The sequence below is a fragment of the Curtobacterium sp. MCLR17_040 genome (genome assembly GCF_003234735.1).
In the GTDB taxonomy this organism is placed as follows: Bacteria; Actinomycetota; Actinomycetes; order Actinomycetales; family Microbacteriaceae; genus Curtobacterium; species Curtobacterium flaccumfaciens.
Window position 1 is genome coordinate 267,659 of sequence record NZ_QKTE01000002.1, and the last position, 12,782, is coordinate 280,440.

Sequence of the window (12,782 nt, forward strand, 5' to 3'; positions counted from 1 at the left end):
AACTCCCGCGCCTTCCGCCGAACTCGCCGCCGTCCCTGGTAGACACGGTGCATGTCCTCGCTGCGCACCCCCGATCCCGACTCCGGCTGGCTGTCCGACGAGGAGCTCGCGAACGTCCGCCGTCGTCTGCCGATCTGCTACGTCGAGGCGGTCCCCGTCCGCACCGACGGCCTCGGCGTCGTGACCGAGGTCGGCGTGCTGCTGCGTGTCTCCCCGAGCGGTTCGATCGCCCGCACCCTGGTGTCCGGCCGTGTGATGTTCGGCGAGTCGATCCGCACCGCGCTGTTCCGCCACCTGGAGAAGGACCTCGGGCCGATGGCGTTCCCGCAGCTGCCCTCGAGCCCGACGCCGTTCACCGTGGCCGAGTACTTCCCGCTGCCCGGCGCCTCGGTGTACACCGACGAGCGGCAGCACGCGATCTCGCTGGCGTACGTCGTCCCCGTCACGGGGACGTGCGAGCCCCGGCAGGACGCCCTCGAGCTCACGTGGATGACCCCGATGGAAGCCGCGTCCGACGCCGTCGCCGACGAGATGGAAGGCGGCCGCGGCGCACTGCTCCGCGCCGGCCTGGCATCGGTCGGAGCCCTGCACTAGCCCCGCGCACGACGAAGCCCGCGCACGACGAAGCCCCCGGATCCGATCGGATCCGGGGGCTTCGCAGCGCGGTTGCGAACCGGCTTCAGTGCTTGTCGTCCTTGAAGCTGTCGGCGACGCCGTGCGCGGCGTCCTTGACGTCGGTGACGCCCTGCTTCGCCGAGGCCTTGCCCTGGTCGGTCTGGCCTTCGGCCTTCAAGCGGTCGTTACCGGTCGCGTTGCCGGCGGCTTCCTTGACCTTGCCTGCCGCCTTCTCAGCGGCGTTCTTGATGTCATCGATGCCAGCCATAGGCACTCCTTCCAGAAGCGGACGTGTTCCCCGTCAGCCGCTTGCGCGGCATCCGGTGAAGCAGACCGTACGCCCGGTGGAGTACCCCACCCCCAGCCCCCGCCAAGGTTCGCCAGCGCAGTCACGCAAAACACCGGTGTTCACGGATCACACCCCGGGATGCGGGGGTTCGAAAGGTGAACACCGGTGTCTTGCGGGCATCGACGCGCTCAAGCCGAGCGGGTCAGACCGCGTGGGTCAAGCGCGCAGGTCAGTGGCGGTCGGCAGCGCCGGCCGGACGGGAGGCGCGGCGCGAGCCACCACGACGGTTGCCGCCCGACTCGTTGCCGGACCGACCCGCGGCGTAGCCGCCCTCGGACGACCAGACGGCCGACGAGCCGCCGCGCACGACGTCGCTGCTGCCCGAGCGGCGGTTGCCGCCGCTGCGGCGACCACCGGTCGAACCGGCGGCCGCGGCACCGGAGCGCCCGGCACCCTCGGTCCGTGCGCCACGGGCCGGACGGCCCTGACGGCCCCCGGCCGAACCGGCGGACTCGCCAGCCGAGCCGGAGCGCGCGGGCTGCGCCGCGCCTCCAGACCGACCGCCGCGACCACGGCGACGACCGCCACCGTCACCGGCGGACTCGGCCGAGCGCTGCTTGGGCTGACGCTGCTGGGTGGGCTGCTCCTCGGCCACGTGGCGGATCGGAGCGACCTCGCCGACGAGCGCGGTGACGGCCGGGGAGGTCGCCGAGACGTGCTGCGGCGTGACCTTGATCGCGGCTGCACGCATCATCTGCGCAACGTCGCGACGCTCGGCGGGCATCGTCACGGTGACGACGTCACCGGACGAACCGGCACGCGCCGTGCGTCCAGAGCGGTGCAGGTAGGCCTTGTGCTCGGTGGGCGGGTCGACGTGCACGACGAGCTCGACGTTGTCGACGTGCACACCGCGGGCGGCGACGTCGGTGGCGACGAGCACGAGGGCCTCACCGGAGGAGAACTTCGCGAGGTTGCGCTCACGGGCGCCCTGCGACAGGTTGCCCTGCAGGTCGACGGCCGGGATCCCCTGGCTGCTGAGCTGCTTGGCGAGGCGCTTGGCGTGGTGCTTCGTGCGCATGAAGAGGATGCGGCGACCGTTGCCCGAGGCGAGGGCGCTCACGAGGTGCTTCTTCGCGTCGGCGTCGGCGACCTCGAACAGGTGGTGGGTCATCGCCTCGACGGGGCTGTTCGCCTCGTCGACGGAGTGCATCACCGGGTTGTGCAGGAACTTCTTGACGAGCTTGTCCACGCCGTTGTCGAGCGTGGCGGAGAACAGCAGTCGCTGCCCGTTCTCGGGCGTCGCCTGCATGATCTTGGTGACGCCGGGCAGGAAGCCCATGTCGGCCATGTGGTCGGCCTCGTCGAGGACGGTGACCTCGATGTCGCCCAGGTTCACATGACCCTGCTGCATCAGGTCGGCGAGGCGACCCGGGCAGGCGACCACGACGTCGACGCCGCCGCGCAGGGCGTCGACCTGACGACCCTGACCGACGCCACCGAAGATGGTCGTGGTGTTGAGGCCCATGGCCTTGGCGAGCGGGGCGAGGGCGACGTCGATCTGCGTCGCGAGCTCACGCGTCGGTGCGAGCACCAGGGCGCGGGGGCGGCCGGCGCGACGCTTGCGGCCGCTGGCGGCGAGGCGGGCGACGAGCGGGATCGCGAAGGCGATGGTCTTGCCGGAGCCGGTGCGGCCGCGGCCGAGGACGTCCTTGCCCTGCAGGGAGTCCGGGAGGGTGTCCGCCTGGATGGGGAACGCCATGTCCTTGCCCTGGTCGGCGAGGACGGAGACCATCGGAGCGGGGACGCCGAGGTCGGAGAAACGGATGTCTTCGGTGGTCATGGTGACCTTTCGAGCCGGAGCAGTCCGGCTGTGGGCGCGCTCTGAGGCAGCGCGCGGGCGGGATGCGCGCCAACGGATGTGGCTGGCGCAGTCGCCGCAGCAGAGAAGCCTGGGCACCTTCGTGAGGTGCTCGATCATCGACCAGAGTCCGGGGACAGGTGGTCGGGAGTTCGGGGCGTCCGTACGACGCACGAGGCGATCGGCGCCTCGAGTACGACCAGCATAGCGTGCACATCCCCGGAACAGCGAGGGCGGGGTCGTTCGCCCTGCGCGTGCGAGGATTCCGGGGTGCGCATGCGATCCGTCCTGTTGACCACCGCGATGGCCCTGGTGGCCGTCCTCGGCACGGCCGGCTGCGCCGAGGCCGCCACGACCAGCGCGGCCGCGAGCTACCGCAACCTGCCGACCTCGGGCCGGGTGGACTACCAGCTCGGCGGCGGGTACACACCGCCCGCCGGCGTGACGATCGTCGAGCGCGACAGCACTGACCGCCCGGCGAAGGGCAAGTACAACATCTGCTACGTCAACGGGTTCCAGACGCAGCCCGAGGCCGCCCGCACGTGGAAGAAGTCGTACCCGTCGGCGATCCTCCGCGACCGCGCGGGCAAGCCGGTCTCGGACCCGGGGTGGCCGGACGAGATGCTCCTCGACACCCGGACCGCGGCCAAGCGTGCCCTGATCACGAAGGTGCTCGCGAAGACCGTCGCCCGCTGCGGTGACCGCGGGTTCGACGCCGTGGAGTTCGACAACCTCGACTCGTGGACCCGGAGCGGCAAGCGGCTCACCCGTGCCGGCAACCTGGCGCTCGCGAAGTCGCTCGTCGCCAAGGGGCACCGGCACGGCTTGGCCGTCGGGCAGAAGAACACGCCGCAGCTCGGGGCATCCGGCCGGAAGCAGACCGGGTTCGACTTCGTCGTCGCCGAGGAGTGCGTGCAGTACCGGGAGTGCGCTGCGTACACGAAGGCCTACGGCAAGCGGGTCATCGACGTGGAGTACGCGGACACCCTCGAGCGCTCGTGGGGTTCGGTGTGCGGGCTGAAGAGCCGTCCGGCCATGACGATCCTGCGCGACCGCGACCTGGTGACCCCGAAGGACGACGCGTACGTGTACGAGCACTGCTGAGCGCTCGGGACGTTCCTTCCCAGAACGCCTGCGATGCCTGGTCGGATCGGGCGTACCGGGTCAGAACTTCCGACCGGGTACGCCCGGAACGACCAGGTACGCCCGGAAGCGCCAGCCCCGCCAGCGCTACGCCGGCCAGGCCTCGCGCAACGCGGTGGCCGCCTGGTCCGCCGACAGCCCCGCCGAGCGCGCCGCGGCGGCCAGGGCACGAGCGGCCTCGGCCACCGCGTCCGGCACCGCCGCCGGCCGCACCACCCGGGTACCGGCGCCCCGTGCGGTGTGCACGAGCCCGGCCTCCTCGAGCAGCTGGTAGGCCTTCGCGACGGTGCCCGCGGCGAGCCCGAGCTCGTCCGCCAGCCCGCGCACGCTCGGCAGCCGTTCGCCGTCCACCAGGTACCCGGCGGTGATCTGCGCGGCGATCTGCGATCGGACCTGCTCGAACGGCGGCACGCGGCCACCGACGTCGAGGGCGACGAGTCCTGTCATGCGTTCCACCCTAGAAGTCGTACTGCTCGCCGACGGGGATCGGGACCGGCACGGTGTTGCCCGGAGGCGCGAGCGGGCACGCCCACGCCGGGTCGTACGCGCACGACGGGTTGTAGGCGAAGTTGAAGTCGAGCACGAGCGACCCGAGGTCGTCGCCGCCCAGGTCCGAGCCCTTGATGGTGTCGAGCAGGTAGCGCCCGCCGCCGTAGGTGCCGCGGGCCTTGCCGGCGCTGGCGTCCTTGACCGGGACGAACACCCCGCCCGCGTAGCCGCCGTGCTTCCAGACGTCGAGGGTGCCGACACCGGGGACCCGCACGAGTCCGAGCCGGTCGAAGTGGACGACACCGTCGGTGCCGGTCTCGAAGTCGAACTCGGCGGGCTCGGTGGCCTCGATGCGGACCTGGAACCGCCACGCCGGGTCGTAGTCCGGCACCGGCAGCGACTCGAAGTCGCGGGCGTCCTCGTCGAGCAGCGGCGAGGCGGGGTGCTCCGCGAACATCGCGTCACGGGTCTCGCGCCAGAGCGCGTGCGCCGTCTGGGGGTCCGGGGTGGCGCGGACGCGGCGGTACAGGTCGAACGTCATCCGCCGCCAATCCGTCGTCGCCAGCGTGCTGCGCACGCGGTCGTCGGTCGTCGGCTCCTGGGGGCGCGTCTGGCTCACGTGGTCGAGGCTACGCCCGCTCCGCGGTGGACGGGAGGCCCGACCCGCGTCACGTCACTCGCCGTTGGTCCGCCAGGTGGGCGCGAGGGCGCGCATCCGGAACGCCCGCCACTGCCAGGTGACCCACATGCCGGGCCACAGGGCGACTCCGAGGACGGCCGGTCGCATCCGGTAGGTCAGGCGGTCGAGCAGCAGGGTCCGGCCACCCGGTGCGGGGACGACGGCCATCCGGTGCGACATCGTCATCCGCCCGAACAACCCGGACGTGCCGCCGCCGTTGTCGCGCTGCACGGGGACTCCCCGGACCTCGTACAGGTCGAGGTCGACGTGCGTGTCGCCGCTCGGCACCAGTCCGAAGGCGTCCGCGGTGATCGGGTGCGGGTGTCCCGGCTCCCAGCGCTCCGGGAACCCCCGGGGGTCGCGCGAGCGGTACGCCAGGAACGGCTTCGTCACCGCCACCATCACGGACGGGGACAGCAGGGCATCGCGCACGGCGTCGACCGGCGCGTCGAGGACGATCCGGAGGCCGACGTGCATGGCGGTGACGCTACGCCCGCGGGCTGGACGGTGCGCCGTGGCGCGCTGGGCGACGACGCAGGCGCGACGCCTCAGGCGTGCCGGGCCGACCGGCGGCGGGACCCCTCGGCGCGGTCGTGCCGCCGGAGCCGCTCGGCCAGCGAGAGCCGCACGGCCGGCCACTCCGACGCGATCACCGAGAACACCACGGTGTCGCGCAGCGTGCCGTCACGGCCGATCGCGTGGTTCCGGAGCACGCCGTCCTGCTTCGCGCCGAGGCCCGCGATGGCCGCCCGGGACTGCAGGTTGTGCCAGTGGGTGCGGAACTCGACCGCGATGCACTGCCAGGCCTCGAACGCGTGCGACAGCATGAGCAGCTTCGACTCGGTGTTGATCCCCGAGCGCTGCGCGGACCGGGCCAGGAACGTGCTGCCGATCTCGACGTGGCGGTTGCCCGGGTCGATGTTCATGAAGGTCGTCGCACCCACCACCCGGCCGGTCGGGCGGTCCCGCACGGCGAAGGGCACCATGCGTCCGGCCTCGTGCTCGGCGAGCCGCCGGTCGATCTCGGCCTCGACCTGTGCCGGGGCGGGCACCGAGGTGTACCAGGTGCGCCACAGATCGCCGTCCGCGACCGCCGCCCGCAGGTCTTCCGCGTGCTCGTGCCCGAGGGGCTCGAGCGTCACACGGTCGCCGGTCAGGGTGGGTACGGGGGCGATCTCCATGACCATGCATCCTAGGGTTGGCGACCATGGTGGAACCCGGTCGGACGGCGACCCTGTGGAGAAGGACAGCATCGCCCGGGCGGCTATCGTGACGGACGTGGCAGAACGCACCCAGGAGAAGTACCAGGTCCGGTTCGCGTGGGGTCCCGGAGGTGCGGCACGGATCGCCCACGGCACCCACCTGCTCGTCTGGGTCGACGCCCTGCCGCCGACCCCCGACGCCGCAGCACAGCGGCGCGCGCTGCGGAACGTGACCGCCCAGCTGCCGCAGGGGCCGGAGGTCGTGCTCGGCCACCTCGGCAACGCGGCGGCGGTCGCGGAACGGGTGACGAGCCTCCAGGCCGCACGCGGTGACCGGTGCGTCGTCGCGATCGTGGCCGCCGGGCTGCACCACACCGCAGCCCTCGACGACGCGGCCGAGGCGGCGGGGGAGTCCGTCGACGTGGCCGACGCACCCGACTTCGCCGTCGAGGACCTGCTCGCCGCCGGAGCCGTCGTCGACGCGCTCACCGAGGTCGGCATCGACCACACCTCACCCGAGGCCGCTGCGGCCTGCGCGGCGTACACGGGGCTGCGCCGTGCCGTGCGGCACCTGGTCAGCGCGTCCGAGGGAGCCGCCGTCCTGAGCCGTGACGACGTGCACGCGGCGCTCGCCGCGGGCCCCGACCTGCCCGTCCTGCGGGAATCGGGGGAGCGCGCGTAGCGTTCGCCCCGTCACGGAACCAGCGAGCGAAGGAGCAACGCCATGAAGGCAGTCGTCGGCGACACGGTGATCGCGGAGGCCCCCGAAGAGGACCTCATCAAGATCGAGGGCAACTGGTACTTCCCGCCGTCGAGTGTGAAGACCGAGCTCTTCACCGAGAGCCCCACCCAGTACCACTGCCCGTGGAAGGGCGACACCCAGTACTTCACGGTGAACGTCGACGGACAGGCGCTGCAGGACCGCGCGTGGTCGTACCCGACGCCGATCCCGTCGTCGTTCGACCGCGTCGGCAAGGACTACTCGGGCTACGTCGCGTTCTGGAAGGACGTCCAGGTCGTCGAGTGACGACCGCCCGTCACCCTGGCCGGCTGCGACTCAGCCGGTCAGGGTGAGCACGACCAGCGCGACGTTGAGCGCCACGATGACCGCCGCGATCACCCACGCCACCACGCGGGTGGTCGCGGCGTTCACATCGGTCCCCATCACGCTCCGTCGCGACGTGTAGACCACCAGGGGCACGATCGCGAAGGCGATCCCGAAGCTCAGCACCACCTGGCTGACCACGAGCAGCATCGTCGCGTCGATGTTCAGCGCGAGCAGCACGATCGCCGGCACCAGGGTGATCGCGCGCCGGGCCACGAGCGGGATCCGCACGTGCAGCAGGCCCTGCATGATCTCCGCGCCGGCCATGCAGCCCACCGAGGTCGAGGCCAGGCCGGACGCGAGCAGGCCCACGGCGAAGAGCACCCCGACGACCGGGCCGACGTTCTCGGCGATGGCGCGCTGCGCACCGGGGATGGAGTCGGTGCCCTCGACTCCCGGCAGGGTGGCCGCGGCGAGGACGAGCATCGCGATGTTCACCCCACCCGCGACGATCAGCGCGAGCCCGACGTCCCACCGGGTCGCGACGAGCACCCGGCGACGCTCCGGCCCGGCGGGGACGTCCCCGTGGCGGTCCCGGGCGAGCGCCGAGTGCAGGTACACCGCGTGCGGCATCACGGTCGCGCCGAGCATCGAGGCCGCCAGGAGCACCGACCCGGAGCCCTCGAACCGCGGCACGAGCCCGGCGACCAGGTCGGCCGGGGACACCCGGGCGAACAGCAGCCCGGCACAGAAGCCCACCGTCAGGATCGCGAGCATCGCCGTCACCACGGTCTCGAACAGGCGCGTGCCCCGGCGGCTGTGCAGGGTCAGCAGGAGCATCGAGACGAGCCCGGTGATGATCCCGCCGACCACGAGCGGCAGGCCGAAGAGCAGGGAGAGCGCCAACGCGCCGCCGATGACCTCGGCGATGTCGGTCGCGGCGGCGACGATCTCGGCCTGACCCCAGAACAGCAGGCGCGGGGTGCGCCGCATCCGCAGGCCGAGGTGCTCGGGCAGCGACTTGCCCGTCACCACCCCGAGCTTGGCGGACAGGTACTGCACCACCACGGCGCTGGCGTTCGCGGCCACGAGCACCCAGAGCAGCAGGTACCCGTACTCGGCGCCGGCGGTCAGGTTGGCGGCGACGTTGCCCGGGTCGACGTACGCGATGGCCGCGACGAAGGCCGGTCCGAGCAGGGTGAGCCCGGCTGCGCGGCGACGCGGGGCACCGGATGGATGCTCGTCGAGCCGGGGGCTGGCAGTGTCGGTCATGCACCGATCCTGCCAGAGAATTCGGCGTCCCGAATCTTTTTATTCGACGTGTTGATACGCTGGCCGGCCGCCGCTCGAGCGTGCGTGTGTCGGGTGGTCGCGACTCGTCGCTTGCGTTGCGTCGGGTGGTCACGACCTGTCGGTTGCGACGCCGTCGGGCGACAGTTGGTGACCGCTCGGCGGGGGTGAGCGGGGTGTCGTGACCGCTCGTGCTCAGCTCGTGGTCACTCCGCGGCGCGGCGGGCGCGGTGCGCCCGGACCTTCGCCCGGTTGCCGCACCGCTGCATCGAGCACCAGCGACGGGTCCCACCGCGCGACGAGTCGTAGAACACCAGGCCGCAGTCCTCGGCCGAGCACCGGCTCAGCCGCGTCGGCCGGCCGTCGGCCTCGACGTCGTCGAAGCCGACCTCGGTGAAGAGCGCGACGGCGTCGCGCGCGACGCTCGACAGGGCCTGCGCCAGGCGGACCCGGTTGGCTCCGGCGCGGCGTCGGCCACCCGGGAGGCTCGGGGGCACGTCCGGCAGGGCGGCGAACAGGTTGACGGTGTCGATGTCGTCGGGCGCGGGGCGCGTGCGGCCGGCTCCGGCACGCAGGCCCGCCGCCACGGCGGTGCGTTCCGCGGCGGTGCTCGCCGGCGCGGGGGCGGCGGCCACGGCGAGCCGGGCGATCGCGGCACGCAGGGCCCGGGCGTCCTGGAGCTCGCGGGCGCTGGCGCCGACGTCGATCGGCTCGGTGTGCTCGCTGAGCCACTCGTCCAGGTCGGCCGGGCTCGCGAGCAGCTCCCCGAGCTGCGACCGCGGTCGGCGTCCGGTGGGGTCGTCGGCGAAGCCACCCGTGTGCGCGAAGTCGAGCGCGATCCGTCCGGCGTCGAAGAACCAGGAGGAACCGGCGTCCGTGCGGATGTGCTGCCCCGTGTGCATCCGCCCAGGCTAACGGGTTACCGGCGCGCCTCCGTGCGTCGGGACCCTCATGCGGTAGTCGACGCCATCGTGGCCGCGTCGTCGTCCGCGGTCCGGCGCCGCCAGGTGATGACGTTCCGGGCGTCGAACCGCCGGGAACAGCGGGCGCAGGCAAGGGGACGGGTGGGCGTGCGGTACCGGAAGTGCTCGTGCCCCGCGGGGCAGGTGCCGATCCAGGGGGCGAGCTCACTGGCGATCGGCCCGTCGTGCAGCCGGGAGCCGGTGTACCCGATCGCCGCGGCCGTGCGCTTCCACTTCGGTCCGTGTGCCGCCCGGGCGCCGGCGAGTGCGTGCGCGACCTCGTGCAGCAGGACCTGCTCGACGTCGTCGTCGGAGAACCGGGCGGCCAGGTGACGGCTCACCGTGATCCGCCTCCGCGCGAAGTCGCACTGGCCGGCGCGGGTCTTGGCGTGGTCGAAGCCGAACGCCCACGTGCCGGCACCGAGGTGTTCGGCGATGAGCGCTTCGGCACGGAGCCGGACGGTCTCGAGCGCGGTCACTGCTCGGCGCGCGGGTCGGCCTGGCCCTTCTTCGCTGCCCGGGCCGCGATCCGGCCCCAGATGTCGTCGGCCTCGGTCCGTGCGGCGTCGGGCGCACCGAGCACGCGGCGGCGGATCGGCGGGATCTGCTTCACCGGCTCGGCGACGCGGGTGGTGGGTTCCTCGTCCTCGGCACGGCGGGCGGCGACCTCGCGGGCGGTCCGTGGCTTGTCGGACGGTTCCGCCGGGTTGGTGATCGAGGCCCGCATGGCGGCCTCGACCGCGGTGCGCAACGCGTCGGTGCGCTCGGACGGCGCCCCCGCCTGTCGGAAGGCCTGGTACGCCCGCGACAGTGCGGCGCGGGCCTCGTCGAAGCGGTCGTTCTCGAACAGCGACCAGCCCTCGATCTCGGCTGCGGCGCCCTCGAGTTCGGGCCACTCCTCGGTGGCGGCGGTGTCGCGGGCCATGGCGGCCTCGGTGGCGGCGCGGTCGTGCCGCCCGAGGTCGTGCAGGACGTGCGCACGACGGATCCGCGCGGCGACCTTGTCCTGGCGCTCCCCGGTGAACATCGCCAGGCGGAACACCTCCTCGGCGATGACGAGCGACTCGTCCAGTCGACCGAGCAGGCGGAGGAGTTCGGCCCGTTCGGCGAGGGCGTCGGTGCTGCGGCTCTGGCCGAGGTCACGGAGCCGCTGGTGCACGGCGTCGACGTCGACCGCGGGTCGCAGGCTGATGGGCGCGAAGGTGCTGCCCGGGCTGACTCCGGCCGTCACGGGAGCCGCGTGGCGCGGTTCACGGGAACGGTCGGACAGGTCGGGCTGCTGGCGGTCGTCGGGCGGGAGGGACATCGGTTCGAGGGTAGCCGCGGTCTCCCGGGAGCGGTCGGTGCGACGCGCTCAGGTTGCGCGGGTGCGGCCGTCCCCGCGTGCCGCCCGGGACGACGAACGGCCCGCCGTGCCGGAGCACGACGGGCCGTTCCGAGCGGTCGATCAGGAGTTGGCGGCCACCGCGGCGGCAGCGGCCACGCCGACGTAGGTGACCAGCGTCGCGATCGTGGCCACGACGGCCAGGATGATCGCGAAGATGCCCCAGCCGCGACCACGCTTGGTCACGGCGGCGATGATGCCCTGCACGAGCGCCCAGAGCCCGAGGATCGCGGCCACGCCGGCGATCACCGCACCGACCCCGATCTGCGAGATGACGGCCGGGTCGTTCATGAGCTGACGCTGCAGCTCCTGCTGGTCCGGGGTCGCACCGCTGCTCGGTACGAGGTTGTTGATCGCGTCGCTGTTGGCGAGCGCCGACCCCATCACGTACCCGCCGATGACGCCGATGACGAGCGCGGCGAGTCCGAGGAAGAACGCCACGACACCGAGGGTCTTCTTCTTGGGCTTCGGCTCGTCGTGGCTCTGCCAGGCCGGGGCACCGGCGTGCGCGGGCGCGGCGGCGTACGGCTGCTGGTCGTGGTGCTGGTCGTGGCGCTGCTGGTCGTTCCAGCTCGGCGTGCTCGACGGCTGGCCGTACTGCTGCTCGCCGTTCGGCTGGCCGTACTGCTGACCCTGCCCGGACTGCTGCCCGTACTGCTGCTGCTGGCCCTGCCCGTACTGCTCGCCGTACTGCGGGGTCGAGGTCGGCGCCGGGTCCACCCGCTCGCCGTACCGCGGGGCCTCGGCGTCGGGCTGCTGCGGGGCGTCGCCCCAGCGCGGCGCCTGGCCGTCGCCCGTCCGGTCCTGGTCGTTCCGGTCGTCGTTCGTCATCAGGGTTCCCATCGCTCGGTCGCGCACCTGCGCGGTCGTTCAGACCATCCTGACAGCCGGACCCGCCGAGTGCCCGAAGTCCGTCCCCGGCGGTGCCGCGCGGGCATCAGCCCCCGAACACGCTCCGGTTCGGCTCCGGCGACGCGACCGCCGTCTGGTCGGTGACGATCGGCGCCCCGGCGATGAACGCCCTGAGCTCCGCACCGTGCACGACCTTCGCCGGCATCGGGTCGGACGAGTACCGCCTCGGCATGTCCGACACCGGCAGGTCGGTCGGCGACCCGAGCAGCACGATGTTCCCGAACCGCCGGCCCTTGAGCATGCCGGTGTCCGCGACCGCTGCGACCGACGGCAACACCGACTGCAGCGTCGAGGCCTGCCCGCGGGCGAACGCCAACCCGGCGCCGTCGGCCACGTTCACCGCGACGATGCCCGTCGGCGACAGGAACGCGGCGACCTCGCGGTAGAACTCGACGCTCGTCACGTGGGCGGGGATCTGCGAACCACCGAAGACGTCCACCACCGCCAGGTCCACCCTGCCGCGGAGTCCGGCGGGCAGCTTGCCGAGGACCTCCCGGGCGTCGCCGTACCGCACCCGGATCGAGGCACCGCGGGGGAACGGCAGGGCCTCGCGCACGTGCTCGACCAGGTCACGCTCGAGCTCGATCACCTGCTGCCGCGAACCGGGGCGGGTCACCGCGACGTAGCGGGGCAGGGTGAGGGCGCCGGCGCCCAGGTGCAGTGCCGTGATCGGGCCGTCCGGCAGCAGGTCGATCGCGTGCCCGATCCGCCGGATGTACTCGAACGCCAGGTGGGTCGGGTCCTCGAGGTCCACGTGCGACTGCGGGGTGCCGTCCACCACCAGGGTGAAGGACCCCGGTCGGTGCCGGTCCGGCTCCACCACCGAGTACCCCGCACCGATCCGGAACCCGTCGAACGCATCAGCCATGCCGTCAATGGAACACCACCGCGATCACCACCCGCGTCCCCACCCC

General features: G+C 72.8%; 16 protein-coding genes. 4 read left to right on the top strand and 12 right to left on the bottom strand.

Translation table 11 applies throughout. The features are described from left to right. Window positions 1-51: 51 nt before the first annotated feature. Entirely contained in the window at window positions 52-594 is a 543-nt protein-coding gene (locus DEJ01_RS03310; protein WP_071406188.1) for an NUDIX hydrolase family protein, read from the top strand. Window positions 595-679: 85 nt separating this feature from the next. Here DEJ01_RS03310 and DEJ01_RS03315 read toward each other — a convergent pair whose 3' ends face one another. Beyond that, window positions 680-883 carry a CsbD family protein gene (locus DEJ01_RS03315; protein ID WP_027466762.1) on the bottom strand — a complete coding sequence of 68 codons (204 nt, stop codon included), beginning with the start codon at window positions 881-883 and terminating at the stop codon, window positions 680-682. A gap of 250 nt (window positions 884-1,133) precedes the next feature. Next, on the bottom strand, window positions 1,134-2,744 hold the full coding sequence (locus tag DEJ01_RS03320; protein ID WP_111092205.1) for a DEAD/DEAH box helicase: 1,611 nt from the start codon (window positions 2,742-2,744) through the stop codon (window positions 1,134-1,136). Between the two features lie 294 nt (window positions 2,745-3,038). Between DEJ01_RS03320 and DEJ01_RS03325 the strand changes: the two genes are divergently transcribed. Further along, window positions 3,039-3,866 carry an endo alpha-1,4 polygalactosaminidase gene (locus DEJ01_RS03325; protein WP_258375635.1) on the top strand — a complete coding sequence of 276 codons (828 nt, stop codon included), beginning with the start codon at window positions 3,039-3,041 and terminating at the stop codon, window positions 3,864-3,866. Window positions 3,867-3,992: 126 nt separating this feature from the next. On the opposite strand, the gene DEJ01_RS03330 is transcribed toward DEJ01_RS03325, so the two are convergent. From DEJ01_RS03330 to DEJ01_RS03345, 4 genes are all read right to left on the bottom strand, one after another. Beyond that, a complete protein-coding gene (locus DEJ01_RS03330; RefSeq protein ID WP_035809483.1) occupies window positions 3,993-4,352 on the bottom strand; it encodes a GntR family transcriptional regulator in 360 nt (119 codons plus the stop codon). A 10-nt stretch (window positions 4,353-4,362) separates the two neighbouring features. Beyond that, window positions 4,363-4,935 (bottom strand): DUF1684 domain-containing protein, encoded by a 573-nt coding sequence (locus DEJ01_RS03335; protein ID WP_051597091.1) that lies wholly within the window; start codon window positions 4,933-4,935, stop codon window positions 4,363-4,365. 132 nt (window positions 4,936-5,067) lie between these two features. Next, the gene (locus DEJ01_RS03340; RefSeq protein ID WP_111092207.1) at window positions 5,068-5,550 is read right to left on the bottom strand and encodes a hypothetical protein; all 483 of its coding nucleotides are present in this window, start codon (window positions 5,548-5,550) and stop codon (window positions 5,068-5,070) included. A gap of 71 nt (window positions 5,551-5,621) precedes the next feature. Beyond that, window positions 5,622-6,260, bottom strand: coding sequence for a GNAT family N-acetyltransferase (locus DEJ01_RS03345; protein ID WP_111092208.1), 639 nt, complete (start codon window positions 6,258-6,260; stop codon window positions 5,622-5,624). Between the two features lie 91 nt (window positions 6,261-6,351). On the opposite strand from DEJ01_RS03345, the gene DEJ01_RS03350 reads away from it, so the two are divergent. Both DEJ01_RS03350 and DEJ01_RS03355 read left to right on the top strand, forming a co-directional pair. Next, the gene (locus tag DEJ01_RS03350; RefSeq protein WP_258375631.1) at window positions 6,352-6,957 is read left to right on the top strand and encodes a 2-phosphosulfolactate phosphatase; all 606 of its coding nucleotides are present in this window, start codon (window positions 6,352-6,354) and stop codon (window positions 6,955-6,957) included. 42 nt (window positions 6,958-6,999) lie between these two features. After that, window positions 7,000-7,302: a DUF427 domain-containing protein gene (locus DEJ01_RS03355; protein WP_027466755.1), complete on the top strand. Its 303-nt coding sequence runs from the start codon at window positions 7,000-7,002 to the stop codon at window positions 7,300-7,302. 30 nt (window positions 7,303-7,332) lie between these two features. On the opposite strand, the gene DEJ01_RS03360 is transcribed toward DEJ01_RS03355, so the two are convergent. The 6 genes from DEJ01_RS03360 to DEJ01_RS03385 all read right to left on the bottom strand — a co-directional run bounded on the left by DEJ01_RS03360 (window position 7,333) and on the right by DEJ01_RS03385 (window position 12,736). Then, the gene (locus DEJ01_RS03360; protein WP_111092209.1) at window positions 7,333-8,592 is read right to left on the bottom strand and encodes an Nramp family divalent metal transporter; all 1,260 of its coding nucleotides are present in this window, start codon (window positions 8,590-8,592) and stop codon (window positions 7,333-7,335) included. 224 nt (window positions 8,593-8,816) lie between these two features. Further along, window positions 8,817-9,512 (bottom strand): CGNR zinc finger domain-containing protein, encoded by a 696-nt coding sequence (locus DEJ01_RS03365; protein ID WP_027466753.1) that lies wholly within the window; start codon window positions 9,510-9,512, stop codon window positions 8,817-8,819. 47 nt (window positions 9,513-9,559) lie between these two features. Next, entirely contained in the window at window positions 9,560-10,051 is a 492-nt protein-coding gene (locus tag DEJ01_RS03370; protein WP_111092210.1) for a SprT-like domain-containing protein, read from the bottom strand. Further along, window positions 10,048-10,878, bottom strand: coding sequence for a hypothetical protein (locus DEJ01_RS03375; protein WP_111092211.1), 831 nt, complete (start codon window positions 10,876-10,878; stop codon window positions 10,048-10,050). Before DEJ01_RS03375 ends, DEJ01_RS03370 begins: the two co-directional genes overlap by 4 nt. A gap of 141 nt (window positions 10,879-11,019) precedes the next feature. Beyond that, window positions 11,020-11,787, bottom strand: coding sequence for a DUF308 domain-containing protein (locus tag DEJ01_RS03380; protein ID WP_111092212.1), 768 nt, complete (start codon window positions 11,785-11,787; stop codon window positions 11,020-11,022). 106 nt (window positions 11,788-11,893) lie between these two features. Further along, a complete protein-coding gene (locus DEJ01_RS03385) occupies window positions 11,894-12,736 on the bottom strand; it encodes a spermidine synthase (protein ID WP_111092213.1) in 843 nt (280 codons plus the stop codon). Window positions 12,737-12,782: the final 46 nt, after the last annotated feature.

Excerpts from the sequence above, each read along its gene's own strand:
- DEJ01_RS03345 (WP_111092208.1), bottom strand. The coding sequence starts at position 6,260 with ATGGTCATGGAGATCGCCCCCGTACCCACCCTGACCGGCGACCGTGTG.
- DEJ01_RS03360 (WP_111092209.1), bottom strand. The coding sequence starts at position 8,592 with ATGACCGACACTGCCAGCCCCCGGCTCGACGAGCATCCATCCGGTGCC.
- DEJ01_RS03385 (WP_111092213.1), bottom strand. The coding sequence starts at position 12,736 with ATGGCTGATGCGTTCGACGGGTTCCGGATCGGTGCGGGGTACTCGGTG.
- DEJ01_RS03325 (WP_258375635.1), top strand. The coding sequence starts at position 3,039 with ATGCGATCCGTCCTGTTGACCACCGCGATGGCCCTGGTGGCCGTCCTC.
- DEJ01_RS03335 (WP_051597091.1), bottom strand. The coding sequence starts at position 4,935 with ATGACGTTCGACCTGTACCGCCGCGTCCGCGCCACCCCGGACCCCCAG.
- DEJ01_RS03320 (WP_111092205.1), bottom strand. The coding sequence starts at position 2,744 with ATGACCACCGAAGACATCCGTTTCTCCGACCTCGGCGTCCCCGCTCCG.
- DEJ01_RS03315 (WP_027466762.1), bottom strand. The coding sequence starts at position 883 with ATGGCTGGCATCGATGACATCAAGAACGCCGCTGAGAAGGCGGCAGGC.
- DEJ01_RS03375 (WP_111092211.1), bottom strand. The coding sequence starts at position 10,878 with ATGTCCCTCCCGCCCGACGACCGCCAGCAGCCCGACCTGTCCGACCGT.
- DEJ01_RS03365 (WP_027466753.1), bottom strand. The coding sequence starts at position 9,512 with ATGCACACGGGGCAGCACATCCGCACGGACGCCGGTTCCTCCTGGTTC.
- DEJ01_RS03340 (WP_111092207.1), bottom strand. The coding sequence starts at position 5,550 with ATGCACGTCGGCCTCCGGATCGTCCTCGACGCGCCGGTCGACGCCGTG.
- DEJ01_RS03355 (WP_027466755.1), top strand. The coding sequence starts at position 7,000 with ATGAAGGCAGTCGTCGGCGACACGGTGATCGCGGAGGCCCCCGAAGAG.
- DEJ01_RS03310 (WP_071406188.1), top strand. The coding sequence starts at position 52 with ATGTCCTCGCTGCGCACCCCCGATCCCGACTCCGGCTGGCTGTCCGAC.
- DEJ01_RS03380 (WP_111092212.1), bottom strand. The coding sequence starts at position 11,787 with ATGACGAACGACGACCGGAACGACCAGGACCGGACGGGCGACGGCCAG.
- DEJ01_RS03330 (WP_035809483.1), bottom strand. The coding sequence starts at position 4,352 with ATGACAGGACTCGTCGCCCTCGACGTCGGTGGCCGCGTGCCGCCGTTC.